The sequence below is a fragment of the Janthinobacterium sp. NKUCC06_STL genome (assembly GCF_019345455.1).
GTDB lineage: Bacteria > Pseudomonadota > Gammaproteobacteria > Burkholderiales > Burkholderiaceae_D > Janthinobacterium > Janthinobacterium rivuli.
Genome location: NZ_JAHKQY010000001.1, coordinates 1820773 through 1847540, shown reverse-complemented (window position 1 = coordinate 1847540; position 26768 = coordinate 1820773). Strand labels below are relative to the sequence as shown.

Here is a 26768-nt window from a genome sequence, read left to right as displayed (position 1 = left end):
CTAGGTCACGTCGGCGACACAGCCCGCTGTGCCGACGACGCTGTGTACCAGGCCTGATGGCCGCGTTTACACCACCATTGGCTGCAAGTAGCTGGCGGAACTTCAACAAAGTCGTTGCGTCCGGTGCCGACTCGCGACCCAAATCAATGCCGACCAAGGCACGGATAGACTGGCTGTCGTAGATCGCATATTCGATGCCTTCATCCGATCATCATCAGTGCGGGGCGTAGTTTGCTGCAGAGTTAGAAATCCCTAAATTGATTACTCAATATAGGGATTTTTAGAGCAACTTTAGCCGATTCTACCTATTGACAAATCTGCGTAAATTCCAGGAATGTAGTATGCAAGTAATGCTATGGATATGGTTGCCATCGCAATTTGTATTGAGGAATTCAATCGGGTAATCAAAAAACCTATTGGAATTAAATTCACTATTAATGTCATATTGAGAGATCTGGGTGGAAAAAATGGAGCCAAAAATAAAATAATGGCCATAAATAAAGATAAAATCAATGGAATGACAACGTACTTAATGTATGAGGATTTTGATGTATTTACTTTTAGAGCTAATGAAATTATTATCAATGCAAATATTAATATAAAAGAAAAAACAATGGGAATGCTTGTCTGGGGAAGTCTTTCAAAAAGATGGAGTTGAATATGTTCAAGGAAAGACATAGTTCTCCATGAGTCAAAATCTTTTGCCATCATTCTTGCTTTATTACCAGGTGAAAATATAAGGATGGCTGCGCCGACACAAAATGAAATTGCCATTGTAATTAATCTTGATAGCAATTCCGGGCATTTAAAAAATGAATAGCCTATCAAAATGAAGCTCAAGGCAACAAGTGATGCACTTGAGCCTTCATTTGTGCAGCCGGCAATTAGAGAAAGGAAAATCGCTATTGGCAAATTATCATATTTTCGGTCAAATACACGATAAAGCATCCATATATATATAATGCAGAACATGGAAGTCCATAGATAGTTGGCGGCACCAACTATCCAGAATGTGGTTTGAGCTATCGCTGGATTGAATAAAATATAAGAGGAAAAACATACTATTAACGCGCTTGTAGATATCTCGTTGTTATTTTTTCTGCCTATTGAAACTACAATGTATATTATAATTGCAACGGGAATTGCATTTACGAAAGACATTAAATTTCTATCTGGAAATTGTAGAATGCCGGAACTTATAAAGTCTGCCACTACCCTTCCACTCCATGAAAGATAATGATTAAATTTCACATCGAAATTGAGCCCAAATTTCTGATACGCGAAATCATCAGATAAAAGTGGAGTAATTACATTGCATGCCAGGGTAATTAAATATATGCCTATAAGGGCAATCCAGTTTCTTTCTTTGCTATTTATCATTTTTTAATATAACTATTTAAAATAAATCGTGGTCTGGTCCTGGTTTAAACATATATTTTTCCAATATATGTCCAACCTTTGAGAGAGAGTGTCGAAAATAAGTTTATCCCTAAAGCGCAAGATTTCGTATCTTCCACCTATTACGCATGAGCGTATTTGCGACGCTTTCAGCGAGGTCATATATTACTGCAGCAAAAATTAGGTCAGAGGCGCCCCTCTGTTGTACATCGTCCCGCTTGAGCCACTTGGTGGCCGTGGCACGGGTGATATTGAAGACCTTGGCGGCCTCGTGGTCGGACAAGCCCAATTCCTTGATTTCCTGCCGGACTTTCGAGGAAGTGTGGGCTTGAGGGTGAATGCGTATGCTCATGGAGTGAAGTTTATGCGATGTGCTGCAAACGGTAGGACGATCGCGGTGTCAAGCCAGCGATCAACTCGTCAAGCACGGTTCTGGCGCGAAACAGAGCCATGCTGCGACGAGGAATATGATCATACGAAACTAAATAGCGAGTTGACTTAGGTCATTCAGGGCAAACCCAAAGATTTCTACAATGTCTTGTTTTAATGCTCGTATTTAATTCACCTATGCAGGCGCCAGTAATATTAGCTGGCACAAGTCTATCAGAGCTGCAAGGCAACTGTTAGACAAATATTTTTGTTTAATTGAATAGGTGCGTGTGAGCATGCGTGTAGCGACGGTGCGTCTTATTGAGCAAGCTATTATACCTTGGTGACATTGGCCATCGCATCTTTGAGCACAGCAACCATGCTGCAACGTTGCCAACAGCGGTGAAACCCGCGTAAAATGCAGGCTTCGCGGGTGTAGCTCAATGGTAGAGCAGAAGCTTCCCAAGCTTACGACGAGGGTTCGATTCCCTTCACCCGCTCCATTTTTCGCTGGCGCCTGGCTTGATGCGGCGCAGCCACTTATTTCTCCATTCCCATGTCTTCTGATACCCCAGCAAACGGCCCGGCGCGGCCGATGATGTACGATCCGACCGAACACCGCATCCGCAGTTTCGTGACCCGCGCGGGACGGCTTTCCGTTGCGCAGGCGCGCGCGCTCGAGACCCTGGGTCCGCAGTTCCTGCTGCCTTTCGCCAAGGAATCGGTAGATTTCGAGCAGGTGTTCGGCCGCAAGGCGCCCGTGATCCTGGAAATCGGCTTTGGCATGGGCGCGACGACCGCGCATATCGCCAAGGCCATGCCGGAGAAGGATTTCATCGGCGTTGAAGTGCATACGCCCGGTGTCGGCAGCCTGTTGAAGCTGATCGGCGAAGAGTCGCTGACGAATCTGCGCCTGCTGCAGCACGATGCTGTGGAAGTGCTGACGCACATGATTCCCGCCAATTCGCTGGCCGGTATCCACGTTTTCTTCCCCGATCCATGGCACAAGGCGCGCCATAACAAGCGCCGCCTGATCCAGTCGCCGTTCGTCAAGCAGTTGACCGATCGCCTGGCGCCGGGCGGCTATCTGCATTGCGCCACCGACTGGGAAGATTACGCGGTGCAAATGCTGGACGTGCTGGGCGCCGAGCCGCAACTGCGCAATAGCGCTGAGGGCTACGCGCCGCAACCGGCGTATCGTCCGCTGACCAAGTTTGAAAACCGTGGCTTGAAGCTGGGCCATGGCGTGTGGGATCTGGTGTTCATCAAGAAATAATCTGGCGGTTTGCCCACCTGTGCCGTTTGCACGAGAACAAGCCTGCCGCGGCGACGCCGCAGGCTTTTTTAATGCGCGCGCTAGCGTGCGCTGGCTAGGCAAGGTGGGCGAATTACGGTAGTCTTATCTTTTTTGCATTGATTGATATTATGTCCAAGAAAATACTCGTGACCGGCGCATCCGGTTTCATCGGTTCGCATACTTGTGTCGAATTGCTCGCTGCCGGCTTTGATGTCGTCGCGGTGGATAATTTGTGCAATAGCGCGCGCGAAGCGATGGCGCGCGTGGAGCGCATCTCCGGCAAAAGCGTGCCCTTCTATGAGGCGGACGTGCGCGACCGCGCGGCCATGGCCGCCGTCCTGCGCGAGCACGCCATCGATGCTGTGATCCATTTCGCCGGCTTGAAGGCGGTGGGCGAATCCGTGGCGCAGCCGCTCATGTATATGGACAACAATGTGTCGGGCACCGTGGCCCTGCTGGAAGTGCTGGCGGCGGCGAATGTGAAGCGTTTTGTATTCAGCTCGTCGGCCACCGTGTATGGCGATCCGGAAGCCTTACCGACCCTGGAATCGTCGCGCCTGTCCGTGACCAACCCATATGGACGCTCGAAGCTGATGGTCGAGCAGATCCTGGGGGATCTCGTGCATGCTGATGCCCAATGGCAAGTCGGCGTGCTGCGCTACTTTAATCCCGTCGGCGCGCATGCCAGCGGCTTGATCGGTGAAGATCCGGCCGGCATCCCGAATAACCTGATGCCCTTCATCGCCCAGGTGGCCGTGGGCCGTCGCGAACGCCTGGCCGTCTTCGGCAACGACTACGATACGCCGGATGGCACGGGGGTGCGCGACTACATTCACGTGGTCGATCTGGCGCTGGGCCATGTGGCCGCGCTGAACCGCCTGTTCTCCACCGAGGGCGGCTTTACCGTCAACCTGGGCACGGGCCACGGCTACAGCGTGCTCGACACCGTGCGCGCCTTCGAAGCGGCCAGCGGCCGCAAGGTGCCGTATGACATCGTGCCGCGCCGCCCCGGCGACATCGCCAGCTGCTACGCCTCGGCCGACAAGGCAAAGGAGTTGCTGGGCTGGCAAGCGCAGAAAAACATCGACGACATGTGCCGCGACCACTGGCGCTGGCAGCACCAGAACCCGCAAGGCTACGCAGCCTGAGAGAAGATTGATGTCTCTAGTTTTGGCACAGCATTAATGCATCCTGCCAGTTAGGCAAGCCGCAGAAAGTCTCCATCAGTTTCTGCGACGACAATACCGAATTGGCTGGTCGCTGTGCCGGAACCGGGTACTCGGATGCCAGTATCGGTGTCAGCCGCGGCTTTTTCGTGACCGATGCATGGGCCATGATCGCCTCGGCAAAGCCAAACCACGTGGTTTTTCCTTGTGCCGTCAAATGGTAGAGCCCGGAATGCTTGTCCCACCACGCTTGCTGGTCGGCTGTGGCCAGGCTTTGCGCTACGATGTGCGCGGTAGTATCGGCGATGGTACGGCTCCATGTGGGAGCGCCGAATTGATCCGACACGATGTTCAGCGCGTCGCGCTCCTGAGCCAGGCGGCGCATGGTGAGCAGGAAGTTTTTGCCATGCGTGCTGTAAACCCAGCTGGTGCGCAGTATAAGATGGGCTACGCCGCTGGCTTGAATGGCCTGTTCGCCTGCCAGCTTGCTGCTGCCGTAAACATTCAGCGGGCAGGTCGGATCCGTTTCCAGATAGGGGATGTCTTTGCTGCCGTCGAACACGTAGTCGGTGCTGTAATGTATCAATGTGGCGCCAAGCTTCTTGGCCTCTTCAGCCATGACACCAGGTGCCTCGCCATTGATGCGCAGTGCAAGTTCCGGTTCACGTTCCGCCTGATCGACCGCGGTGTAGGCCGCAGGATTGACGATCAGCGTAGGCTTCACAGTGCGAATGACGTCCCGCACCTGTTGCAGATTGCTCAAGTCCATTTGACTGCGATCAAGCGCGATGATTTCTCCCAAGCCTTGCAGGCTGCGCTCGAGCTCATAGCCTACCTGGCCAGTTCTTCCGGAGATTAAAATTCGGCTCATGAGTATTCCTGTCTATATTGGTGCCAATAGTATGCCTGAAGGCGGCTGGATTGAGTGAATAGCCCGCTAGTTTTTCGGTGCCTTGTCTGGTGAGAGTTGCCATGCGCCGCCCATAAAAAATCCCGCTCACACGCAAGTGTGGCGGGATTTTTTTTAGAGCGCCATCAACCCAATGGCGTCAAAAGCAGCTATTAAGGATACAGGCCGCGCACTTCACGAGCCTGGAGAACACGCGTGCATGCCAGGATGAAGGTGGCGGTACGCATCGACACTTTCTTCTCTTGCGACACTTGCCATACCGCGTCGAACGCTTCGCGCATGATGCGGGTCAGGCGGCTGTTGATTTCTTCTTCCGTCCAGAAGAAGCTCGAGAAGTTCTGCGCCCACTCGAAGTAGCTGACGGTTACGCCGCCGGCGTTGGCCAGTACGTCCGGCACGATCAGCACGCCACGGTCGGTCAGGATGTCGTCCGCTGCCGGCAGGGTCGGGCCGTTGGCGCCTTCCAGGATGATCTTGGCGCGGATGACTTGTGCGCGTTCGGCCGTGATCTGCTGTTCCAGTGCGGCCGGGATCAGGATGTCGCAATCGATGCCCCAGAAATCTTCGCGTGGCACGAATGCCTCGGCGCCCGGGAAGCCTTCGACGCTGCCCACTTCGGCCACGTGTGCCAGCAATTGCGGGATGTTCAGGCCGCCGGCATGCACGACGGTGGTCTTGTGGTCTTGTACCGCGACGATTTTCGAACCGGCTTCAGCGAACATGCGGGCAGCGACGCCGCCCACGTTGCCGAAACCTTGCACGATGACTTTCGCGCCTTCGAGCGACATGCCGACCTTGGCGGCCGCATCGCAACCGACGACGAACACGCCGCGGCCCGTCGCATCGCGGCGACCCAGGCTGCCGCCCAGCGAAATTGGTTTACCCGTCACCACGCCGGTCGACATATTGCCGCCGATCATGGCGTAGCTGTCCATCATCCACGCCATGACTTGTTCATTCGTGTTGACGTCCGGCGCCGGGATATCCTTGTTCGGTCCGATGATCATGCTGATCTCGCTCGTGTAGCGGCGGGTCAGGCGTTGCAGTTCGTTGCGCGACAGGGTCTTCGGATCGACACGGATACCGCCCTTGGCGCCGCCGTATGGCACGTTGACCGCTGCATTCTTGACCGTCATCCAGGCCGACAGGGCCATCACTTCCGACAAGGTCACGTCCTGGTGGAAGCGCACGCCGCCTTTGCCCGGACCGCGCGACAAATTGTGCTGCACGCGGTAGCCTTCGTAGTGGGCAATGGTGCCGTCATCGCGCTCGATAGGCACGTCGACCGTCAGGATGCGCTTTGGACGCTTCAGCGTTTCCACCCAGCGCGACAGGTTGCCCAGGTACGGCGTAACGCGGTCGATCTGCTCGAGGTAGACGCCCCATGGGCCCAGGTCTTCAGGATTGAGGTAGGAAGGAAGTGCGTGCTTGCTGGTCATGCTTGATAAGCTCCTGGACAATACGAATACGTTAGAGGCACAGCCGAGATGCAGCTGCGCGCAGCGGAACCGCATCGTAGGCGATAGCCTCATGCCCGGGCCAATGCTTTGTGCGCATCCGGTTATGCATTTCTTGCATAGTTGTATTGTCAGGATTGCCAGTCAGGACTGAACGGCCTCGGTGGCGCGTTTGCGGCGCTTGCTGGCGCGCGCCTTGCCTTCCTGCGCCTGCACCAGGTACTGCCACAGGCTTTCGACGATCTGCTTGCCAGGGCGCAGGCTCGATGGGCGCTCGCGATATAAACGGATTTCCAGCTCGATTTCCCAGCCTGGCGCGCCGCCGTCGGCGCGCGCCAGATGCTTGTACTTGACGTCGCGCATGACGGCCGATTCGGGCAGAAAGGCGATGCCGCGTCCCTCCAGCGCCATCATTTTGAGGCCTTCGGCCATGTCCGTTTCGTAGCAGGTTTCCAGGAACAGGGGCGCCTTGGCGTCGGCCAGCAGCAGCTCCACCATGCGTCCCAGGTAGGCATTGCTGGTGTAGGAAAGGAAGGGTAGCGGCTCCTTGGCGCTGCCGGGCAGGACGAAGTCCGGCACCTTGTCCTGGCCGCAGCGCGCATACGCGCGCAGGGTTTCGCGGCCCATCACCAGCATGTCGTAGCGGCCCGTATCCAGCTGCACCGGCTGGCGCGGATGGTGGTAGCACAGCAACAAATCGCAGCCACCGTCGACCAGCTGCAGCACGGCGTCGTGCACGTTCAGGGCCATCAGGCGGCTGTTGATCGGCGCAAAACCGTCTTCCAGCGCCGTCAGCCATTTCGGCATGAAGGTCAGCGACAGGGTATGCGGCACGGCGAAATCGACGCTCGTTTGCGTGGCGGCGCGCTTGCCGCGCAACAGGGCGCGCACGCCATTGATTTGTCCCAGCATTTCCAGCGCCTGCTCGTAGAACACGGCGCCGGCCGGCGTCAATCGCGTCGGATAGGACGTGCGGTCGACCAGGTCGATGCCGAGCCAGTTTTCCAGCGACTGGATGCGCCGCGAGAAGGCTGGCTGGGTGACGTGGCGCAGGGCCGCGGAACGGCTGAAATTATGCGTTTCAGCGAGCGAGATGAAGTCTTCCAGCCATTTGGTTTCCATCGCGGCAGCGTTCTCTTATCAAGGGCAGGGGCAAGGTGCAGTGCTCAGGGCGTCTCGGGCGATGCCGCCGGCTGGTACAGCGCGGCGGGCAGGCCGAAGAAAGACGGCGGGCCCAGGGTCGTGCCATCGAGCGAGCCGCCCGCATTCAGGGCCTTGTTGATGGCCGCCAGCAGGGAGCTGCGGTCGGCCAGGTTTTGTATCAGCGCGCGCGGGCCATTGTGGAAGGTGTGCTGGGCGATATCGGCGGCGACGACAAAGATCGGCTCGCGGCGCAAGGGGAACTCCACCCATTCGCCGTCGTCGTCCTGCGCGCAGAACGTATCGGGCAAGGTCATGTTTTCGGCGCCGGGAAGGTGCGACGCCAGCACCAGCCCGAAGGCTTCCGGCACCACGTCGGCCAGGCGGCGCACGGTGAGGTCGTCCTGCACCAGGGCGCGTACTTGTGCTTCCACCGCATCTTCGGCGTCGGGCTGGGCGCCGAGGATTTTCACGGCCTGGTAAATCAGGTCCGGCGAGAGCGCTTCCATCAAATCTTCCATCAAATCATCTCCAGAATCATGGCGACGATTTCGTCGCCGTACGAGGCCAGTTTTTTCTCGCCCACGCCGCTCACGCCGCGCATCTGCTCGAGCGAGGTGGGCTTGGCCTTGGCGATTTCGCGCAGGGTAGCGTCGACAAAAATGACGTAGGCCGGCACATTGTGTGTGCGCGCCGTCTCCACGCGCCACCAGCGCAGCTTGTCGAAGATCGCCTGTTCGCTGGTGGACAGATCCGTCTCGACATAGCCCTTCGCCACGCTGGTGCTGCGCTTGCTGGTTTTCACCGGTTTCTGGTACTGGCGCAGCTGCACTTTCTGGCCGCCCTTGAGCACGGGGCGCGAAGCGTCCGTCAGTTTCAGCGAGCTGTATTGTTCATGGTCGACCGAGACGAGACCCAGCGCGATGGCCTGGCGCAGGATCGACTTCCATTCCGCTTCGCCCAGATCCGAGCCGATGCCGAAGACGGACAGCGAATCGTGGTGCCAGGTCTTGATGCGTTCCGATTCCACGCCGCGCAGCACGTCGATCACGTGGCCGCCGGCGAAGCGCTGGTCGACGCGGTAGATGGCCGACAGCAGTTTTTGCACGGGTACCGTGCCGTCGAAGGACACGGGTGGCACCAAACAGGTGTCGCAATTGCCGCACGGCGAAGCCGGTTCACCGAAGTATTCGAGGAGGCGCATGCGGCGGCAGCTGAGCGTTTCGCACAGGCCCAGCATGGCGTCGAGTTTCACGCCCAGCACGCGCTTGAAAGTGTCGTCGGCCTCGGACTCGTCGATCATGCGCCGCTGCAGCACCACGTCCTGCAAGCCATACGCCATCCAGGCGTTGGCGGCCATGCCGTCGCGGCCCGCGCGCCCCGTTTCCTGGTAATAGCCCTCGATACTTTTCGGCAGATCCAGATGCGCGACGAAGCGCACGTCGGGCTTGTCGATGCCCATGCCGAAGGCGATGGTGGCGACCATGACGATGTTTTCTTCGCGCAGGAAGCGCGCCTGGTTGGCGCTGCGCTTGGCGTACTCCATGCCGGCGTGATACGGCAGGGCGCGGATGCCGCTCTGGTTCAGAAATTCCGCCGTCTCTTCGACCTTTTTGCGCGACAGGCAGTAGACGATGCCGCAGTCGCCCGTGTGTTCCGTGTTGATGAAGTCGAGCAGCTGCTTGCGGCCATTCGCCTTTTCCACGATCTGGTAGCGGATGTTCGGGCGGTCGAAGGACGAGACGAACTGGCGCGCGTCTTCCAGCTGCAAACGCAGGGCGATTTCGGCACGCGTCTGCGGGTCGGCCGTGGCCGTGAGCGCGATGCGCGGCACGTCCGGGAACTGCTCGTGCAGCACCGACAGCTTGATGTATTCGGGACGGAAGTCGTGACCCCACTGGGCCACGCAGTGCGCCTCGTCGATGGCGAACAGGGAGATTTTCGAGGCCTGGAACAGGTCCAGGCAGCGCTGCGTCATCAGGCGCTCGGGCGCCACGTAGACGACGTCGATGCCGCCCGTGCGCACCAGGCGTTCGATGCGGCTCGCTTCTTCGTAGGTTTGCGTGGAATTGAGGAAGGCGGCGCGCACGCCGACTTCGGCCAAAGCGTCCACTTGGTCCTGCATCAGCGCGATCAACGGCGAGACGACGACACCGACGCCATCGCGCAGCAGCGCGGGAATCTGATAGCACAGCGACTTGCCGCCGCCCGTGGGCATCAGTACCAGCGCGTCGCCGCCATGGCTGACGTGGTCGACGATGTCGGCTTGCTGGCCGCGGAAGGCCGGGTAGCCGAAAACGGTTTGCAGCAGGTGCAGCGCGCGCTGGTTAAGATCTTGATTCATAGTGCCTTATTCTGCCCAAACAACCCAGCCGTAGTGGGCGCTGGCCAACACCAGCAAGCCGAACACAATGCGGTACCAGGCAAAAAACGTGAAGTCGTGCGAGCTGATGTAGCGCAGCAGCCAGCGCACGCACAGGAAGGCGGAGATGAAGGCGGACACGGTGCCCAGGCCGAACAGTGGCACGTCGGTGGCCGACAGGATGTCGCGCGCTTTGTACAGAGAATAGGCGGTGGCCGCCAGCAGGGTGGGGATGGCCAGGAAGAACGAGAATTCGGTGGCCGTCTTGCGCGACAGGCCCAGCAGCATGCCGCCGATGATGGTCGAGCCGGAGCGGCTGGTGCCGGGGATCAGCGCGAACGCCTGCGCGCAGCCCACTTTCAAAGCGTCGAACGGCGTCATTTCATCGACCGAGTTGACGCGCACGGTGACGGGATTGGTGCGCGCGCGGCGCTCCACCAGCAAGATCACGATGCCGCCAATGATGAAGGCCATGGCCACCGGTACTGGCTTGAACAGCGCATGCTTGATCATCTTGCCGATGGCCAGGCCGATGATGGCCAGGGGCAGGAAGGCGATGGCCACGTTCAGCACGAACTTGCGCGATTTGGCTTCGCTGCCGAAGGTGGTCAGCACGCTGCCGATGCGCTGGCGGTATTCCCAGCACACGGCCAGGATGGCGCCGGCCTGGATGGCGATCTCGAAGACATCCATGACCTCTTTCGAGACATCCTTGGTAAAGTCGAGCAGGCTGCCGGCCAGGATCAGGTGACCCGTGGACGAAATCGGCAAGAATTCGGTAAAACCTTCGACCAGCCCCATGATGATGGCTTTTAACGCAAGAATGAGATCCATAGGTATAAACGGGTATAAGTGGCAGGATGGGGTGAGTGTGCGGCGCCCGCAATGTGCGCGGGGTCGAAGCTTACCATGCCGCAGGCCCGCGGACCTTATTTGGGCGCAGTTGGGCGGCGCTTTTTTAGCGCCGTCCGCCAGGCGAGGGGAGGCTTCAGGAAGCCTGTTTTGCCGGCGCCACCAGGCGCGCGCTGGCCGCCACCAGCAGCAGGGCGGCGCCCAGCATGGCGAAAGCGATATTCAGGCTGGTGGCGTGGGCGACGAAGCCGATCACGGCCGGGCCGGCCAGGATGCCCGCGTAGCCGATGGTGGTGATGGCCGCCACGGCCAGGCTGGCTGGCATGGCATGCTGATTGCCCGCCGCCGTAAACAGGATGGGCACGATGTTCGCCGCGCCCAGGCCGATCAGCACGAAGCCGAGCATGGCCAGGCTGGCGTGCGGCGCCATGACGGCCAGGAAGAAGCCTGCCGCTGCACACAGGCCGCCAAAAGTAAGCACCCGCTTGCCGCCAAAGCGGCTGACCACCTTGTCGCCTGTAAATCGACCGACCGTCATGGCGATGGCGAAGGCGGCGTAGCCGAGACCGCCCTTGGCTTCTTCCACGCCGCGCGTGGTGGTGAGGAACAGGGCGCTCCAGTCGAGGATGGCGCCTTCGGCCAGGAAGACGATAAAGCACAGCAAGCCGATGAAAATGACGGCGCCATGCGGCATGACGAACAGCGGCGTCTTTTCGCCGGAGGCGGACGCCGTCGGCAGCAGATGGCCTTGCGCCGCGCCCAGCACGCCGCACAGCAGCAGCATCACCACCACGCAGGACCAGGCCGGCGTCAGGCCCAGCCACAGCAGCAGGGCCATGCAGGCCGCGCCGGCGAAGCCGCCCACGCTGAACAGGGCGTGAAAGCCCGACATCATGGCGCCGCCGTTGGCTTTTTCGATGATCACGGCCTGGATATTGATGGCCACGTCGAAGGTGCCCATGGCCGCGCCAAACACCAGCAGCACCAGGCCCAGTTGCAGCGGCGTGGCGGCCAGCGCCAGGCCGGGCAAGATGGCGGTCAGCAGCAGGCCGGCGCCGGCGATGACCTTGCGGCAGCCGAAGCGTGCCGTGAGCATGCCCGTAAACGGCATCGCGCACAGCGAGCCGGCGCCCAGGCAGAGCAGCAAAATACCGAGAGTGGCTTCATCGAGGCCCAGGCGCGACTTGGCGTAGGGAACCAGCGGTGCCCAGGCGGCCATGCCGAGGCCGGCGGCGAAGAAGACCAGGCGCGTGGCGCGTTGTTGCAGGGTGCCGGTGAGATGCATGATGGAACTTTTCAAAGGTCGGGGTGGATAAAATCAGGCGCGGGCGCGCAGCACTTGCACGCCCAGCCGTTCAAAGGCGGCCACATGGGCGGCGCCGGCATCGGCTTCCAGCACCAGGTGCTGCAGCAAGCCCGTGGCCAGCACGCCGAACGGTGCGGCCGTGCCCAGCTTGTCGCTGGTGACGGCCACCACCACCGCCTTGCTGGCGCCGGCGATGCTGCGCTTGAACTCGGCCTCGTCGTAATTGAAGGCCGTCACGCCCGCGTCCGCATCGGCGCCGCAAGCGCCGAGGAAGCACAGGTCGGGATGCATGCGCTCGACCGTGCGCAAGGCTTGCGGCCCCAGGCTGGCGCCGGCGCGGCGGTCGACCCGGCCGCCAGCCATGATCAGTTCGATTTCCGGACGCTCCATCAGGGCCATGGCAATGGCTGGTGCGTTGGTGATGACAGTGAGCGCCAACTCTGGCAAGGCGCTGGCGATGGCCAGGTTGGTCGAGCCCGCATCAAAAAACAGCACCTGGCCCGCGCGCACGAGTGACACGGCGGCCTGCGCCAGGCGCGCCTTGCGTTCCGGCGCTTCCTGTTTGCGCTGCGTCAAGGTACCGCCGTCGGGCGCCAGCGGCAGGGCGCCGCCATACACGCGCTGGCACAGGCCGGCCGCCGCCATCTCGCGCAGATCGCGCCGTATCGTATCTTCGGAAACGTCGAGCTGGCGCGCCAGATCGAGCGCCAGCACGCGTCCATCGGCATGCAATTGTTGCTGGATCAGCGCGTGGCGTTGTTTGAGGAGCAGGGTGGCGGACATCGGTATATGTTTGAAACGTGCAGGAATGTGCATGAATATACGTAAACGTGCAGATGGAGTCAAGCGTACGCTATGCTTCCGTCAAATATGGCCGAAAAAATATAAACTCTGTTAGTGTTGTAAAAAATGGAATGAAATAAGGAAAGCCATGTTTTCAGTTACTTCTTTCAAAGCAAGCTTGCCGGGCCGCGCCCTGCGCCGCAGTGGATGGTTGATCCTGGGCATGATGATCGTGTTGAACGCGCTGCATTACTTGCGCAATGGCACGCTGGGCTGGAGCGATGCACGCGATTCCGTGTTCCTGCTGTTAATCTATTTCGGGATTGCCACATTGCTGGAATACAAGCGCCAGCGCGACGCCGAGGAAGCGGAGGACGCGCGCTGAGCACGGGGCAGGCAGGGACGCCGTTCGTCGCGCCGCTCAGGGCGCCGTCAGCCGTTCCAGCTCGGCCAGCCAGTGCACCGCGTGTTCGCGGCTGTCGCCGCACATCTCTGCCGATGGCTGCAAGCCGCCGCAAAAGGCGGGCCGCTGCGGCTGGCCAAAGATCTTGCAGCGGTTGTCGTCGGCCAGCTGTATGCAGCGCACGCCCGCCGGTTTTCCATCCGGCATGCCGGGAATCGGGCTGGTGATGGACGGTGCGGTGCAGCAGGCGCCGCACGATGGACGGCATGCCAGGGTGGCGGATGGTGACATGGGATTTCAGACGGGCGGGTGAGGAGCCGACAGTATAGCAAGCCGGCTCCCATGCGTCGCCAGGGTGTGTTTAGCGCACGATGCTGACGCGCTTGCCCGACAGGGTGCGGCGGGCCGGATCGCCATGCACGGTGATGCGGCCGGAACCGCTGGCGCGGGCGTTGACTTCACTCTGGACGGTGACGTCGATGTCGCCGGAACCGTTGCTCGCCAGATAGGCAACGTCGCTGCGCAGGGCCGCCAGGTTGACATCGCCCGAGCCATTCACGTTGGCGTCGAGGCGCTGCACGGCGCCGCTGGCGCTGATGCTGCCCGAGCCGTTGACGGCCACGTTGATGCGCTCGCCACGCACGCTGCCCAGCTGGATGCTGCCCGAGCCGTTTTGCGCCGCGTCCGTATTGCCGCTGGCAAGGGCCGCCGCGTTGATGCTGCCCGAGCCACCGTTGGTCACGCCGAAGCGGCCCACCGTGCCTGACAGTTCGCTCTTCATCGAACCGCGCTGCTCCAGGCTGAAATCATCGCCATTGAGGCCGCTGACCACCAGGCGGCCCGAGCCCGAGATATTGATTTTCTTCAATTGCGGCGTCGTATAGATGACGTGGATGCCATTGCTGCTGCGAATGTTCGTATCGCTCCAGAGGCGCAGGGTATTGCCGCTCACGTCGCTGTGGATCTGCGGCTGCAGATTGCTGTCCGCTTCGATCACCAGCGATGCCGTCGGGCCGACGCGCACGTCGATCTTGATGTCGATGCGCTTCATGTTGTCGATGTCGAGCGCGCTGATGTTGCTGACCTGGCGCACGTCGCGGCTCACTTGCCCGTTGCCCTGGATGGCATTGCCGCTTGAATCGGCATAGCGCACTTCGCCATCGTTGGGGTTGATGACGATGGCGCAACCGCCAAGAGCAACGGCACAGCACAGGGCCAGCAAGGTACGCATGGTGTTTCCTTTATGATTGTTTTAAGTAAGTACCAAGAATTTATGCGTACTTGCTTAGTTCAGGACAAGAAAAAGCCGGCTGCCGCGCCGCGGCTGCCGTGCTGTCGATGAGAAGATAGCAAGGCGATACCTTGGCTTGCAGGGAAATGCGATGAACTGCGCAAAATGGGGGCTGAAACGCATTCTGCTTCACCCGGCGCCGCAGGTCCGGCGCCAGAGGGCGGTGCCGCCAACGCCGGCACGGAGGGTACAATGCCTGTGTTCGGGATGCCGGGCGATGCCCCGCGCTTGACCTTGACGGTAGACCGGTCTACCATTAATGACTCAAAAGTAAGTTACTTGGAAAGATACATGCAAGCCCCGATTGATACCAAGCCCCGCTGGGAGCGGCGCAAGGATGCCCGCCCGCAGGAATTGCTCGCCGCCGCCCTCGACCTGTTTGTCGAACGGGGCTTCGCATCGACGCGCCTGGAGGATGTGGCCAAACGGGCCGGCGTGTCGAAAGGCACCCTGTACCTGTACTTTGAGAACAAGCAAGAGCTATTCAAGGCCGTGGTGCGCGACAATATCGTGCAGTCGATCGGCGAGGCGGAAGACAGCATGGCCGCCTCGGACAGCAGCAGCGCCGAGTTGTTGCGCAAGGTGATGATGCAATGGTGGGAAGAGTTTGGCGCCACCAAGCTGGCCGGCTTGACCAAGCTGATGCTGGCCGAAGCGAACAATTTCCCGGAACTGGCGCAGTTTTACAACGAAGAAGTCGTCACGCGCGGCAATGGGTTGATCGTCAGCCTGCTCGAGCGGGGCATGCAGCGCGGCGAATTCCGCCAGGTCGATCCCGTGCTGGTCAGCACCATCCTCAGCGCCCCCGTCACCATGCTGATGATGTGGACGCACTCCTTCCTGCCGTGCGAGGTCAAGAACATCGATCCGATCGCCTACATGGATGCCTTTATCGACATGAGTTTGCGCAGCCTGCAGGTGGAGGCGCCCGGGAAAAGTTGACATGCGGCGCTTGCCTCTACCGTTCAGTTGCCCCTATCCAAGGTTCGCCCCCTCAAATCTGCAGATCGTCGCAAATTTCCTCCATTCCCCGTCTTTATGGTTAACATGTGCTTTCAGCCAGTTCAACGATAAAATGGCGGATTATTACTTCACTTACCGAGTCCAAAGATGAATATCGAACAAGCCCGCTTCAATATGATCGAACAGCAGATCCGTCCATGGGACGTACTGGATATCGACGTATTGGAGCTGTTGAACGTGGTCAAGCGTGAAGATTTCGTGCCGGCCGCCTATAAAAACCTGGCCTTCGTCGATACCGAAATTCCGCTGGGCGGCGGCGAATGCATGTTGACGCCGAAGCTGGAAGCGCGCATTTTGCAAGACGTAGCCGTCAAAAAGCATGAAAATGTGCTGGAAATCGGCACCGGCAGCGGCTACATGGCCGCTTTGCTGGCGCACAAGGCACGTCATGTGACGAGCGTGGAAATCGTTCCCCAATTGAAAACCCTGGCCGAGCAGACCCTGGCCGCCAACGGCGTGACGAACGTCACCGTGGAACTGGGCGACGGCGCGCAAGGCTGGAGCAAGGGCGCACCGTACGACGTGATCGTCGTGTCCGGCGCCCTGGCCGTGTTGCCGGAAGCACTGTTGCAACAAGTGAAAGTCGGCGGCCGCATCCTGGCCATCATCGGCGAAGCGCCGATCATGTCGGCGCACCTGATCACGCGCAGCTCGGACAAGGCTTACGACACGCGCAAGCTGTTTGAAACCAATGTCACGCCGCTGCAAGCCGTGGCACCGTCGCATTTCCAGTTCTGAGGCGACCGATTCGATGGAGCATTTGAGTGCACCGCAGCTGGCCGCCTGGCTGGCTGACCCTTCCCGCCCGCGTCCGCTGTTGCTGGATGTGCGGGAACAGTGGGAGTTCGACCTGTGCCACCTCGACGGGGCCACCCTGATGCAGATGAATTCGATTCCTGCGCGCATCGATGACCTCGATGAAGACGCCGAGATCGTTTGCATTTGCCATCACGGCATGCGCAGCATGCAGGTGGCGGCCTTCCTGGAGCGCAATGGTTTTGGCAAGATCAGTAATTTGACGGGCGGCGTGCATGCCTGGGCGCTGCAAGTCGACAGCGCGATGCCTACATACTAAGTTATTTTGCAGTAGATGCACCCAGGCATGTTTTCCTGCATGCCTGCGGAGGCCTGTACCCCGCTCACCCGGCGGGCGCAAGGCAAGCGGTAGCAGATTTTTGATTCCATCAACTTTTGACGACTCCAACGGAGAAATGCAATGCGGAAACCCCTTATCGCCATGCTGATGACCAGCGCCTTTGTCTCGATGACATGCTCGCTGCAAGCGCAGGCGGCCGATCTCATCCAGGTGTACCAGCAGGCGCTGGCCAATGACGCGCAGTATGCGAGCGCGCGCGCGGCCCTGTCGGCCGGGATGGAGCGGGTTCCGCAGGGGCTGGCAGGCTTGCTGCCGCAAGTTGCCGCGTCGGGTACGAATACGCGCGGCAATACCGAGCAGATCGTCCAGAACAATGGCGGTAACAAGATCACCTCGCCGTCCGTCAACGTGCGCACGAATAGCTACAACCTGACCCTGACGCAGCCGCTGTTCCGCTGGGACCGTTGGGAAACCTATCAGCAAAGCAAGCTGGCGCAAGCGATTGCGGAAGCGCAATTTGCGCAAGTGCAGCAAGACCTGATCACCCGCGTGGCGCAGGCATATTTCGACGTGCTGAGCGCGCAGGACAACCTGGGCGCCACGCAGGCGCAAAAGGTCGCCACGACGGAGCAGCTGGCATCGGCCAAGCGCAACTTCGAAGTCGGCACGCAAACGATTACCGACACGCACGAAGCGCAGGCGGCCTACGATCTGGTGGTGGCGCAGGAATTTGCCGCCATCAATGACCTGGCCAACAAGCGCAGCGCCTTGCAAACCATCATCGGCGAAGCGCCGACCACCCTGGCGCCGATGCGCGCGGGCGTCGTCATCAGCGCGCCGGAACCGGCCGCCGTCGAGCCGTGGGTGTCATCCGCCGAAGAGCAGAATTACAGCGTCGTCACGGCCCAGTTCAATGTGGAATCGGCCAAGCGCGACATCGGCCGCAACCGCGCCGGCCACTACCCGACCCTGGACCTGATCGCCAACACGGGCCATAGCTACAGTTCCGGTGGCGGCAATGGCAACGGCAACAACAACAACGCCATCGGCGTGCAGTGGAGCATCCCGATCTTCAGCGGCTTTGCCGTCACCAGCAAGGTGCGTGAATCGATCGCGCTGGAAAACAAGGCCCGCAACGACCTGGAAACGGCACGCCGCACGGCCTCGCAAGGCGCGCGCCAGGCTTTCCTCGGCGTTAATAGCGGCCTGGCGCAAGTCAAGGCGCTGGAAGCGGCGGAAGTGTCGAGCAAGTCGGCGCTGGAGTCGAACCAGCTCGGCTATCAAGTGGGCGTGCGCATCAATATCGACGTCTTGAATGCACAGAAACAATTGTTCTCCACGCAAAAAGACCTGTCGAAAGCCCGCTACGACACCATCATGAACGGCTTGCGCCTGAAGGCGGCCGCTGGCACCCTGAAGGAAACGGACTTGATGCCCGTCAACGCCTTGCTCGACAAGTAAGCGCGGTTTTGCTCTGAATGAAAACCAGCCCCGGCAGCGGTGCTGGTTTTTTTTCGTCTTGAAGTGGTGTTACACGGCGCGGCTGTTGGCGAATTGGGTCAGCACGACACCGGCCACCACCAGCCCCGCGCCGGCCCAATGCAGCGGAGAAATGTGCTTGGCGGCAAAGCCCAGCAAGCCGTAGCGGTCGATGGCCAGCGCGGCCAGCATTTGCCCGCCGATGACGGCCGCCATGAAGGGGCCGGAGCCCATGCGCGGCGCCAGCATCAGCGCGGCCGTAATGTAAAACACGCCGGCCGCGCCGCCCAGCCAGGACCAGCCCGGTCCCCGCATGGCGAGACCGACATCGGGCGCCGGTACCCGCCAGACCAGCATCACCAGCGAGGCGAGCACGGCGCTGACGGCCAGCGAAGCGAGGGTGGCCCACAACGGGTGGCCCAGGTTGCGGCCCAGCGCGGCATTCGCGCCCGCCTGGAAGGGGACGACGGCGCCGGCCAGCATGGCCAGCGGGGCAAATACGGTAATCCATCCATGCATGGTGACACTCCCACAGTTGAGTTGATGGGATCATCGTATTATGCTGTCATGATTAAATCCAATTCGTAGTTTGTCATCTAACTATGCACCAAATGAATAATCTGCGCGCCGTCGATTTGAACTTGCTGGTGATCCTGGACGCGCTGCTCAGCGAGCGCCATTTGTCGCGCGCGGCCGAGCGCTTGCACATGAGCCAGCCTGCCGTCAGCCATGCGCTGGCCCGCTTGCGCCACTTGCTCGGCGACCCGCTGCTGCTGCGCGGCAAGGGCGGCTTCCAGCCAACGGCGCGCGCCCTGGAGCTGGCGCGGCCGCTGGCCGAAGCCCTGCAAAGCGTGCGTTCCGTGCTCGGTGGCGCCGTCTTCGAGGCGGCTACGGCGCAGCGCGTGTTTCGCCTGGCCATGTCGGATTACGGCGCGGCCTTGATCTTGCCCGCTTTGCTGCGGCGTCTGCGCGTGGAAGCGCCCGGCATCGACCTGGCCATCAGCTATGCCAGCCGACCGGCCGTGATCGCTGGCGTGCAGGATGGCGAGATCGATCTGGCGCTGGGCGTGTTCCCGCAATTGCCCGAGCAGTTGCACCGTGAAACCTTATTCGAGGAAACGTTCGTGTGCGCGCTCGATCCGGCCAGCCTGGCGGACGGTGAAACGTTGAGCCTGGAAACTTATCTGGCGCGCCCGCATGTGCTGGTGGCGTCCAGCGAAGGCGGCATGGCGGCCGAAGTCGACGCGGCCCTGGCCCAGCTGGGACAGACGCGCCGCATTGCCGTGCGTGTGCCGTACTGGACGGTCGCACCGGATGTCGTGAGGGGGACGGACTTGATCCTGACGGTGGCGCAGCGGGCCTTGCAGGGGAGTGTGGCGCAAGGGCTGGCGCTGTATGCCGCGCCGTTTGCCATCGCGCCGTTTGCGTTTGAAACGATACGGCACCGCCGTACGGACGGCGATGCGGGCATTGCCTGGCTGCGCGCGGCCATCGCACAGGCCGCCGAGCCAGGCTGAGGTATTACAGGCCGCCGCCCTGGCCGTCGAACTTGCGCTCGATCAATTCGATCTTGTAGCCGTCGGGATCGGTGATGAAGGCGATGACCGTGTTGCCGCCTTTCACGGGGCCCGGTTCGCGCGTGACGTTGCCGCCATTCGCGCGTGCCGCGTCGCACGCGGCGACGATGTCGTCGGCCGAGATGGCGATGTGGCCGTACGCCGTGCCCAGCTCGTAGCTGGTGGTGCCATAGTTATACGTCAGTTCCAGTTCCGCGTGGTCGGGGTTCGAACCATAGCCGACGAAGGCCAGCGTGTACTGGTATTCCGGATTGTCACTGGTGCGCAGCAGCGTCATGCCCAGGACCTTGGTGTAAAAATCGATGGAGCGCTGCAGGTCGCCGACCCGTAACATGGTGTGCAAAATACGCATCGTAAATCCTTGATGTTGATAGGGGAATGGCAGGATTTTATGCGTTTTACGGCTTTCTTGCCGAGACCGCCTCTGCCGCCCGGTGATGGAACAGCAGCGGACGGCATGCCGGCGTTACTCCAGATGGGCGTCCAGGGTGATTTCCGTCGCCAGCAACTTCGATACAGGGCAGCCGAGCTTGGCGCGCAGGGCCGCGTCCTGGAACGCTTCGTCGGTGGCGCCGGGAATGGTGGCCACCAGGGTCAGGTGCACGGCCGTGATGGCATAGCTGCCATCGATTTTCTCCAGGCTGACGTCGGCCGTGGTTTTCAGGGCTGTGGCGCGCAGGCCCGCCTCGCCCAGCTGGCCGGACAGGGCCATGGTGAAGCAGGCGGCATGGGCCGCGCCGATCAGTTCTTCCGGATTGCTGCCGGGACCGTCTTCGAAGCGCGTATTAAAACCATAGGCTACATTGTCGAGCGCACCGCTTTGGGTGGAAATAAACCCTTTGCCATCCTTAAGGCCGCCACTCCAGACGGCTGATCCTGTTTTTTTCATGATGTACTCCTTGCGTGGTTCGAGCGTCCATCATGCGCGCCCCATCCTTGCCCTTCCGTTCGTTGCGTCACACAGGGGGCGCATGCAGGGGAGCACGTGCAGGGCTTAGTCACTCACTGGTCCGGCGTCACGCGCCAGATGACATTGCCCACGTCGTCCGCCACCAGCAGCGCGCCCGCCTTGTCGACGGCCACGCCGACGGGGCGCCCCTGCGCCTTGCCATTGCTGTCAAGGAAACCGGCGATGATGTCCTGCGGTGGCCCGCTGGGTACGCCATTCGCGAAGTGCACATAAATGACTTTATAGCCGCTGAAGGGCTTGCGGTTCCACGAACCGTGCTGGCCGACGAAGGCGCCGCCCCGATAGCGTTCGGGCAGCAAGGCGCCGTCATAAAACGCCAGGCCCAGCGAGGCCGTGTGCGCACCGAGCGCGTAGTCCGGCGCGATGGCGGTGGCCACCAGTTCGGGGCGCGGCGGCTGGACCCGCGCATCGACGTGCTGGCCGAAATAACTGTAGGGCCAGCCATAGAAAGCGCCGTCCTTGACGGACGTCATGTAGTCGGGCACCAGGTCGTTGCCCAGCTCGTCGCGTTCATTGACGGCCGTCCAGAGGGCGCCCGTCTTGGGTTGCCAGGCCAGGCCGACAGGGTTGCGCAAACCCGTCGCATACACGCGTGCCTTGCCCGTCGCGCGCGTGACTTGCCAGATGGCGGCGCGGCCATCTTCGGCCGCCATGCCGTTCTCGCCCACATTACTGTTCGAGCCGACGGAAACATATAAAAACTTGCCGTCGGCGCTGGCGACGACGTTCTTGGTCCAGTGGTGATTGATGGGCCCGCCCGGCAAATCGATCACCTTGACGCCGGGCGCCGTGATGGCCGTCTGTCCAGTTTTGTATGGGAAACGCAGCAGCGCATCGGCATTCGCGACGTACAGATCGTTACCTACCAGGGCCATGCCAAATGGCGAGTGCAAGCCTTGCAGGAAGACGCTGCGCGTTTGCGCCATACCCTTGCTATCGATGCCGCGCAGCAAGGTGATGCGGTTGGCGCTGGGTGTGGCGGCGCCCGCCTTTTTCATCTGCATCTGCATGATGGCGCCCTTGATGCCTTTGTTATCGTCCGGTTTCGGCGGCGCATTCGTTTCCGCCACGAGCACGTCGCCATTCGGCAGCACGTACAGCCAGCGCGGATGGTCGAGGTCGCGCGCATACGCGTGGATGGCCAGGCCGGCCGCGACCACGGGGCGTTGATCTGCCGTCCAGCGCTGCACGGGGGCCACGTTGACGGTGGGAATGAATTGCTTGTCCGGCGCGGGCAGGGCGGGTTGCGGGCCAAAGCCCGCGGGCATGGCGGGCGCCTGGGCGTGGGCGACAGATGCGCCGCAGGCAGCGACCAGCAGGAATGAACAGACGTAACGGTGCATGGCGTACTCCAGAGCAGCAGTGCGTGACAGTTGGAGTCAGCGCGCCTTCTTTGGTTCCAGCTGCGGGTCGGGCCGGGCCTGTTTTGGCACGGTGGGCTTGACCTTTTCCACGCCGGGCTGGGCGCGCCGGTCCGTGTCGACCAGGCCCCGTTCCAGATCGCTGGCCGCCTGCTGCATGATCTTGCGCGGACGCACGTCTTGCGCATCGGGCGATTCATCGCGCTCGTGCGGCAGGCGGTCGACGCCGTCATTTTTGACCTTTTCATCGGTATTGATCTTGCGTTCACTTGGTTGGGTAAGCATATGGCCTCCTGACAGTAAAGTAAAACCAGTGTCCCGCCGCGGCAGGCCGCCTGCAAGCGGATTTGTCCATGCAGGGAGCGCTGGCGCACGCATGGACGATTCTTTTTCTGCGCTACACTGCGTGCAACACCAAGAACGCCCCTTGCGGGCACACGGCAGCCGCACTATACTGTGCATATATACAGTATCATGCGATGCCGGCGTGCGACGCGACAGCCTGGGGCGGTTTGCCACCGAATTCATTACCGAGACTCTTATGCCCGTCGATACACACGCCGAACAGCGCGCCGAACAGCCAGCAGCGACCTTGCCAGCCCCGGGCGAGCGCTTCAACCTGGGCGCCAAGACCATCGCCCTGGTCGTGCGCCAGAATACGGATGGCATTGCCGAGCCCGTAAAAAGCATCGTCGATTTCCTGCAAGTGCTGGGCCACACGGTGGTCTTCGAGGCGGAGACGGCCGCGCACCTGAACCTGGCGTTTCCCGGCGTGCGCGCCATGTCGCCGGCGGAGATCGGCGCCGCCGCCGATTGCGCCATCGTCATGGGCGGCGACGGCACCATGCTGGGCATTGCGCGCCAGCTGGCGCCATTCGACGTCCCCTTGATCGGTATCAATCAGGGGCGATTAGGTTTCATGACGGATATCCCGCTCGAGCGCATGCTGCCCGTGCTGGCGCAAATTCTCGGCGGCCGCTTCAAGGCCGAACGCCGTACCTTGCTTGAAGGCAGCGTGCTGCGCGACGGTGTATCGATTCACGTGGGCATGGCCGTCAACGATGTCGTCGTCTCGCGCGGCGCCGGCGCCGGCATGGCCGAATTGCGCGTCGAAGTCGACGGTCACTTCATGTACAACCAGCGGTCCGATGGCTTGATCATTTCCACGCCCACGGGCTCGACCGCGTATTCGCTGTCGGCTGGCGGCCCGCTGCTGCACCCGACCCTGGGCGGCATCGTGCTCGTGCCGATCGCCCCGCACGCGCTGTCGAACCGGCCCATCGTCTTGCCCGATTCCAGCCAGATCGTCGTGGAGATCGTGCGCGGGCGCGATATCAGCGTCAATTTCGACATGCAGACCTTTGCCAGCCTGGTGCAGCAAGACCGCATCCTCATCCGCCGTTCGCCGCACACGATTACCTTCCTGCATCCGGAAGGGTGGAGTTACTACAACACCCTGCGTGAAAAGTTGCACTGGAATGAGTACCCGTCGGGCGAGGGCAAGCTCAGCTAACATTTTTCTCCACGCTAACCCGCGGTGCGCCGCCTAACCACAGAAGCCATGCTCCATACACTGTCCATTCGCGATTTTGTCATTGTCGATACCATTGAACTGGAATTTTCCGCCGGCTTCAGCGTGCTGACGGGCGAGACGGGCGCCGGCAAGTCCATCCTCATCGATGCGCTGACCCTGGCGCTGGGCGGGCGCGGCGACGCCAGCGTGGTGCGCGAAGGCGCGGCCAAGGCCGACATCACGGCTGATTTTTCCGTCAGTGAAGTGGCGCAAGCGTGGCTGGTGGCCAACGAATTCGCCAACGACGAGGGCGGCGCCCTGCTGCGCCGCGTGATCGACAATGCGGGCCGCTCGAAAGCGTATATCAACGGCATCGCCGCCACGGCCGCGCAGCTGCGCGAACTGGGCGACATGCTGGTCGACATTCACGGCCAGCACGCGCACCAGTCCTTGCTGAAAAGCGAAGCGCAGCGCGCCTTGCTCGATGGCCAGGCGACGGCGCGCGAAGCGGGCGCGGAACAGGATGCGCGGCAAGTGGCGGCCCTGCACAAGCGCTGGCGCGCCCTCGTGCGCCAGCGCGAAGAATTCGAAACGAATGCCGCCAACGTGCTGTACGAGCGCGAACGCCTGGAATGGCAAGTGGGCGAGCTGGAAAAACTGGCCGCCAAGCCCGGCGAGTGGACGGAGATCACGAACGAGCACAGCCGCCTGTCGCACGCGGCCAGCTTGCTGGAAGGGGCGCAGGAAGCCCTGTCCCTTATTTCCGAGTCGGAAGACCATCCGATCGTGTCGCAACTGTCGGCCCTGAACCAGAAGCTCGGCAAGCTGGTGTCCGTCGATGCGGAATTGCAGCCCATCGTCGACCTGATCGAATCGTCGCGCATTCAATTGCAGGAATCCGTGTACGCGCTGAACAATTATCTGGACCGGGTCGAGCTGGACCCGGAACGCCTGCACCAGCTCGATGCGCGCATGGAAGCGATGCACAGCACGGCGCGCAAATTCCGCGTCACGCCCGAAGAATTGCCGGAGGAACACGCCAAGCTGTCGGAAAAGCTGCAGCACCTGGCCGACGCTTCCGACATCGAAGGCTTGCTGCGCCAGGAAGCGAAGATCGAGGCGGAATACCGCGCCGTGGCCGAACGGTTATCACACACGCGCCGCGCCGCCGCCCTGGAGCTGGGGCAAGCCGTCACGCGCGCCATGCAGGAACTGAGCATGACGGGCGGCAGCTTTGAAATCGCCCTGCACCCGTGCGAACCGGCCGCCCACGGCTTGGAACAGGTGGAATTCCTCGTCGCTGGCCACGCGGGCACGGCGCCCCGCTCCCTGGCGAAAGTGGCTTCCGGCGGCGAACTGGCGCGCATCGCGCTGGCCATTTCCGTCATTACCTCGCACGCCACCACCACACCGACCCTGATCTTCGACGAGGTCGACAGCGGCATCGGTGGCGCCGTCGCGGAAGTCGTCGGGCGCCTGTTGAAACGCCTGGGGCAGGGACGGCAAGTGCTGTGCGTGACCCACTTGCCGCAAGTGGCCAGCCAGGCGAATCAACACTTCCAGGTGGCAAAAAGCACCCTGGACAATGGCAAGACGGCCTCGCGCATCGACATGCTCGACGCCAAGGCCCGGGTGGAAGAAGTGGCGCGCATGCTGGGCGGCCTGGAAATCACGGCCACCACGCGCAAGCATGCGCGTGAACTGCTGGCAATTTAAACGCAGGCTTAAATCCGGGGTCAGACCCCCGGATGCGTTAGCGCTGAGCTTGACGTTAGCGGCATTGAGGGTCTGACCCCAGCACTTCGCTATTAACTCAATGCAACTATAATAACTGGCTAATCCATCCAACGCCTTCGAAGAGCCTTCATGTCATTTCAAACAGAACCTCCGTACACGCATGGCAGTATCGACCGCAGCGCCGTGGTGCTGGTCAACCTGGGTACGCCCGATGCGCCGACGTCGTCGGCCGTGCGGCGTTACCTGAAGCAATTTTTGTCGGATCCGCGCGTGGTGGAAATTCCCCGCATCGTCTGGTGGTTCATTTTGAACCTGATCATCTTGCCGTTCCGCTCCGGCCAGTCGGCCAAGAAATACGCGTCGATCTGGACGCGTGAAGGCTCGCCCCTGAAAGTGCATACGCAAAAGCAAGCCAAGCTGCTGGCCGGCGCGCTGGCCGAGCGTGGCCACGACGGCGTCACGGTGGCCATGGCCATGCGCTACGGTTCGCCTTCCTTGCCCGACGTGCTGGCCAAGCTGAAAAGCGAAGGCTGCGAGCGCATCGTCATCCTGCCGGCCTATCCGCAATATTCTGGCACGACGACCGGTTCCATCTACGACGCCGTGTTTGCCCATTACGCCACGGTGCGCAATGTGCCGGAATTGCGTTTTATTAAGCAATACCACGAGCACGACACGTATATCGACGCCTTGCGCGACTCCGTGCTGAACCATTGGGACGCGCATGGCCGTCCGGAAAAACTGGTGATGAGCTTTCATGGCGTGCCCAAGCGTACTTTGCTGCTGGGTGACCCCTATCACTGCCAATGCCTGAAAACGGCGCGCCTGCTGGCGGAAAAGTTGAAATTAACTAAAGAGCAATACGTGGTGACCTTCCAGTCGCGCTTTGGCAAGGCCGAATGGCTGCAGCCGTACACGGCGCCTACCCTGGTGGCGCTGGCGCAACAGGGCGTCAAGCGCGTCGACCTGCTGTGTCCGGGCTTTACCAGCGATTGCCTGGAAACCCTGGAAGAGATCGCCATGGAAGCCAAGCATGATTTCGAGACGGCCGGCGGCCAGCAGTTTCACTACATCGCTTGTCTGAACGAAACGCCAGCCTGGATCGCGGGCCTGGCGGAAATTGCGGAACAGCACATGATTGGCTGGCCGACGATGAGGACGGCGGCGCAGCGCGAGGCGGACAAGAAGGCGGGCGAACAGGCGCGCGCGGCGGCCTTGGCCCTGGGCGCGACGAACTGACATTATTGAATTTTTTGCCATCTTGAAGCCGCGCTTGCG

At 60.9% G+C, this 26768-nt stretch carries 27 protein-coding genes, 1 tRNA gene and 1 pseudogene; 12 read left to right on the top strand and 17 right to left on the bottom strand.

Annotated elements, in window-relative coordinates:
- Positions 1–3 precede the first annotated feature (3 nt).
- Together KO539_RS08410 and KO539_RS08405 are read right to left on the bottom strand one after the other, a co-directional pair.
- Positions 4–196: pseudogene (locus KO539_RS08410) on the bottom strand (transposase); the annotation flags it as partial.
- Between the two features lie 95 nt (positions 197–291).
- A complete protein-coding gene (locus tag KO539_RS08405) occupies positions 292–1380 on the bottom strand; it encodes a DUF6056 family protein (RefSeq protein WP_219308349.1) in 1089 nt (362 codons plus the stop codon).
- Positions 1381–2196: 816 nt separating this feature from the next.
- On the opposite strand from KO539_RS08405, the gene KO539_RS08400 reads away from it, so the two are divergent.
- The 3 genes from KO539_RS08400 to galE all read left to right on the top strand — a co-directional run bounded on the left by KO539_RS08400 (position 2197) and on the right by galE (position 4212).
- A tRNA-Gly gene (locus KO539_RS08400) sits at positions 2197–2270 on the top strand.
- Between the two features lie 92 nt (positions 2271–2362).
- Positions 2363–3043: a tRNA (guanosine(46)-N7)-methyltransferase TrmB gene (gene trmB, locus KO539_RS08395; RefSeq protein ID WP_219308347.1), complete on the top strand. Its 681-nt coding sequence runs from the start codon at positions 2363–2365 to the stop codon at positions 3041–3043.
- 149 nt (positions 3044–3192) lie between these two features.
- Positions 3193–4212, top strand: a complete 1020-nt coding sequence (galE, locus tag KO539_RS08390; protein WP_219308345.1) for a UDP-glucose 4-epimerase GalE — start codon at positions 3193–3195, stop codon at positions 4210–4212.
- A gap of 16 nt (positions 4213–4228) precedes the next feature.
- On the opposite strand, the gene rfbD is transcribed toward galE, so the two are convergent.
- The 8 genes from rfbD to KO539_RS08350 form a co-directional block, all read right to left on the bottom strand.
- Entirely contained in the window at positions 4229–5101 is an 873-nt protein-coding gene (rfbD, locus tag KO539_RS08385) for a dTDP-4-dehydrorhamnose reductase (protein WP_211548418.1), read from the bottom strand.
- A 191-nt stretch (positions 5102–5292) separates the two neighbouring features.
- The gene (locus KO539_RS08380) at positions 5293–6579 is read right to left on the bottom strand and encodes a Glu/Leu/Phe/Val dehydrogenase (RefSeq protein ID WP_219308343.1); all 1287 of its coding nucleotides are present in this window, start codon (positions 6577–6579) and stop codon (positions 5293–5295) included.
- Between the two features lie 162 nt (positions 6580–6741).
- Complete coding sequence (locus KO539_RS08375) at positions 6742–7719, bottom strand: LysR family transcriptional regulator (RefSeq protein ID WP_219308342.1); 978 nt, start codon at positions 7717–7719, stop codon at positions 6742–6744.
- 44 nt (positions 7720–7763) lie between these two features.
- Complete coding sequence (locus tag KO539_RS08370; RefSeq protein WP_035822625.1) at positions 7764–8258, bottom strand: hypothetical protein; 495 nt, start codon at positions 8256–8258, stop codon at positions 7764–7766.
- Complete coding sequence (recQ, locus tag KO539_RS08365) at positions 8258–10081, bottom strand: DNA helicase RecQ (RefSeq protein WP_035822620.1); 1824 nt, start codon at positions 10079–10081, stop codon at positions 8258–8260. The genes KO539_RS08370 and recQ overlap by 1 nt, the downstream gene beginning before the upstream one ends.
- A gap of 6 nt (positions 10082–10087) precedes the next feature.
- Positions 10088–10933, bottom strand: coding sequence for an undecaprenyl-diphosphate phosphatase (locus tag KO539_RS08360; RefSeq protein WP_046684440.1), 846 nt, complete (start codon positions 10931–10933; stop codon positions 10088–10090).
- Positions 10934–11087: 154 nt separating this feature from the next.
- On the bottom strand, positions 11088–12236 hold the full coding sequence (locus KO539_RS08355; RefSeq protein WP_219308341.1) for an MFS transporter: 1149 nt from the start codon (positions 12234–12236) through the stop codon (positions 11088–11090).
- 33 nt (positions 12237–12269) lie between these two features.
- Positions 12270–13040 carry a DeoR/GlpR family DNA-binding transcription regulator gene (locus KO539_RS08350; RefSeq protein ID WP_257626137.1) on the bottom strand — a complete coding sequence of 257 codons (771 nt, stop codon included), beginning with the start codon at positions 13038–13040 and terminating at the stop codon, positions 12270–12272.
- Positions 13041–13188: 148 nt separating this feature from the next.
- Here KO539_RS08350 and KO539_RS08345 point away from each other — a divergent pair, with 148 nt between their 5' ends.
- Positions 13189–13425 carry a hypothetical protein gene (locus KO539_RS08345; RefSeq protein WP_152598787.1) on the top strand — a complete coding sequence of 79 codons (237 nt, stop codon included), beginning with the start codon at positions 13189–13191 and terminating at the stop codon, positions 13423–13425.
- 36 nt (positions 13426–13461) lie between these two features.
- Here KO539_RS08345 and KO539_RS08340 read toward each other — a convergent pair whose 3' ends face one another.
- Positions 13462–13734, bottom strand: a complete 273-nt coding sequence (locus KO539_RS08340; protein ID WP_219308339.1) for a YkgJ family cysteine cluster protein — start codon at positions 13732–13734, stop codon at positions 13462–13464.
- A gap of 70 nt (positions 13735–13804) precedes the next feature.
- On the bottom strand, positions 13805–14674 hold the full coding sequence (locus KO539_RS08335; protein ID WP_219308338.1) for a head GIN domain-containing protein: 870 nt from the start codon (positions 14672–14674) through the stop codon (positions 13805–13807).
- A gap of 351 nt (positions 14675–15025) precedes the next feature.
- Between KO539_RS08335 and KO539_RS08330 the strand changes: the two genes are divergently transcribed.
- The 4 genes from KO539_RS08330 (at position 15026) to KO539_RS08315 (ending at position 18314) form a co-directional block, all read left to right on the top strand.
- Entirely contained in the window at positions 15026–15676 is a 651-nt protein-coding gene (locus KO539_RS08330; RefSeq protein WP_034788763.1) for a TetR/AcrR family transcriptional regulator, read from the top strand.
- A gap of 168 nt (positions 15677–15844) precedes the next feature.
- Positions 15845–16495, top strand: coding sequence for a protein-L-isoaspartate O-methyltransferase (locus KO539_RS08325; protein ID WP_034788761.1), 651 nt, complete (start codon positions 15845–15847; stop codon positions 16493–16495).
- A gap of 13 nt (positions 16496–16508) precedes the next feature.
- The gene (locus tag KO539_RS08320; protein ID WP_035822603.1) at positions 16509–16832 is read left to right on the top strand and encodes a rhodanese-like domain-containing protein; all 324 of its coding nucleotides are present in this window, start codon (positions 16509–16511) and stop codon (positions 16830–16832) included.
- Between the two features lie 141 nt (positions 16833–16973).
- Complete coding sequence (locus KO539_RS08315; protein WP_219308337.1) at positions 16974–18314, top strand: TolC family outer membrane protein; 1341 nt, start codon at positions 16974–16976, stop codon at positions 18312–18314.
- Between the two features lie 69 nt (positions 18315–18383).
- On the opposite strand, the gene KO539_RS08310 is transcribed toward KO539_RS08315, so the two are convergent.
- Positions 18384–18851: a DMT family transporter gene (locus KO539_RS08310; protein WP_219308336.1), complete on the bottom strand. Its 468-nt coding sequence runs from the start codon at positions 18849–18851 to the stop codon at positions 18384–18386.
- A gap of 92 nt (positions 18852–18943) precedes the next feature.
- Between KO539_RS08310 and KO539_RS08305 the strand changes: the two genes are divergently transcribed.
- Entirely contained in the window at positions 18944–19849 is a 906-nt protein-coding gene (locus KO539_RS08305; RefSeq protein WP_219308335.1) for a LysR substrate-binding domain-containing protein, read from the top strand.
- A gap of 4 nt (positions 19850–19853) precedes the next feature.
- Here KO539_RS08305 and gloA read toward each other — a convergent pair whose 3' ends face one another.
- From gloA to KO539_RS08285, 4 genes are all read right to left on the bottom strand, one after another.
- Entirely contained in the window at positions 19854–20261 is a 408-nt protein-coding gene (gene gloA, locus KO539_RS08300) for a lactoylglutathione lyase (protein WP_071653386.1), read from the bottom strand.
- 114 nt (positions 20262–20375) lie between these two features.
- Positions 20376–20798, bottom strand: coding sequence for an OsmC family protein (locus KO539_RS08295; protein ID WP_035828320.1), 423 nt, complete (start codon positions 20796–20798; stop codon positions 20376–20378).
- A 113-nt stretch (positions 20799–20911) separates the two neighbouring features.
- Complete coding sequence (locus KO539_RS08290; RefSeq protein ID WP_219308332.1) at positions 20912–22222, bottom strand: sorbosone dehydrogenase family protein; 1311 nt, start codon at positions 22220–22222, stop codon at positions 20912–20914.
- A gap of 36 nt (positions 22223–22258) precedes the next feature.
- The gene (locus tag KO539_RS08285; RefSeq protein ID WP_219308329.1) at positions 22259–22525 is read right to left on the bottom strand and encodes a hypothetical protein; all 267 of its coding nucleotides are present in this window, start codon (positions 22523–22525) and stop codon (positions 22259–22261) included.
- Positions 22526–22781: 256 nt separating this feature from the next.
- On the opposite strand from KO539_RS08285, the gene KO539_RS08280 reads away from it, so the two are divergent.
- From KO539_RS08280 to hemH, 3 genes are all read left to right on the top strand, one after another.
- The gene (locus KO539_RS08280; protein ID WP_235211748.1) at positions 22782–23753 is read left to right on the top strand and encodes an NAD kinase; all 972 of its coding nucleotides are present in this window, start codon (positions 22782–22784) and stop codon (positions 23751–23753) included.
- Between the two features lie 48 nt (positions 23754–23801).
- Positions 23802–25469, top strand: a complete 1668-nt coding sequence (gene recN, locus KO539_RS08275) for a DNA repair protein RecN (protein WP_219308328.1) — start codon at positions 23802–23804, stop codon at positions 25467–25469.
- A 150-nt stretch (positions 25470–25619) separates the two neighbouring features.
- Complete coding sequence (gene hemH, locus KO539_RS08270) at positions 25620–26729, top strand: ferrochelatase (protein WP_219308327.1); 1110 nt, start codon at positions 25620–25622, stop codon at positions 26727–26729.
- Positions 26730–26768 lie beyond the last annotated feature (39 nt).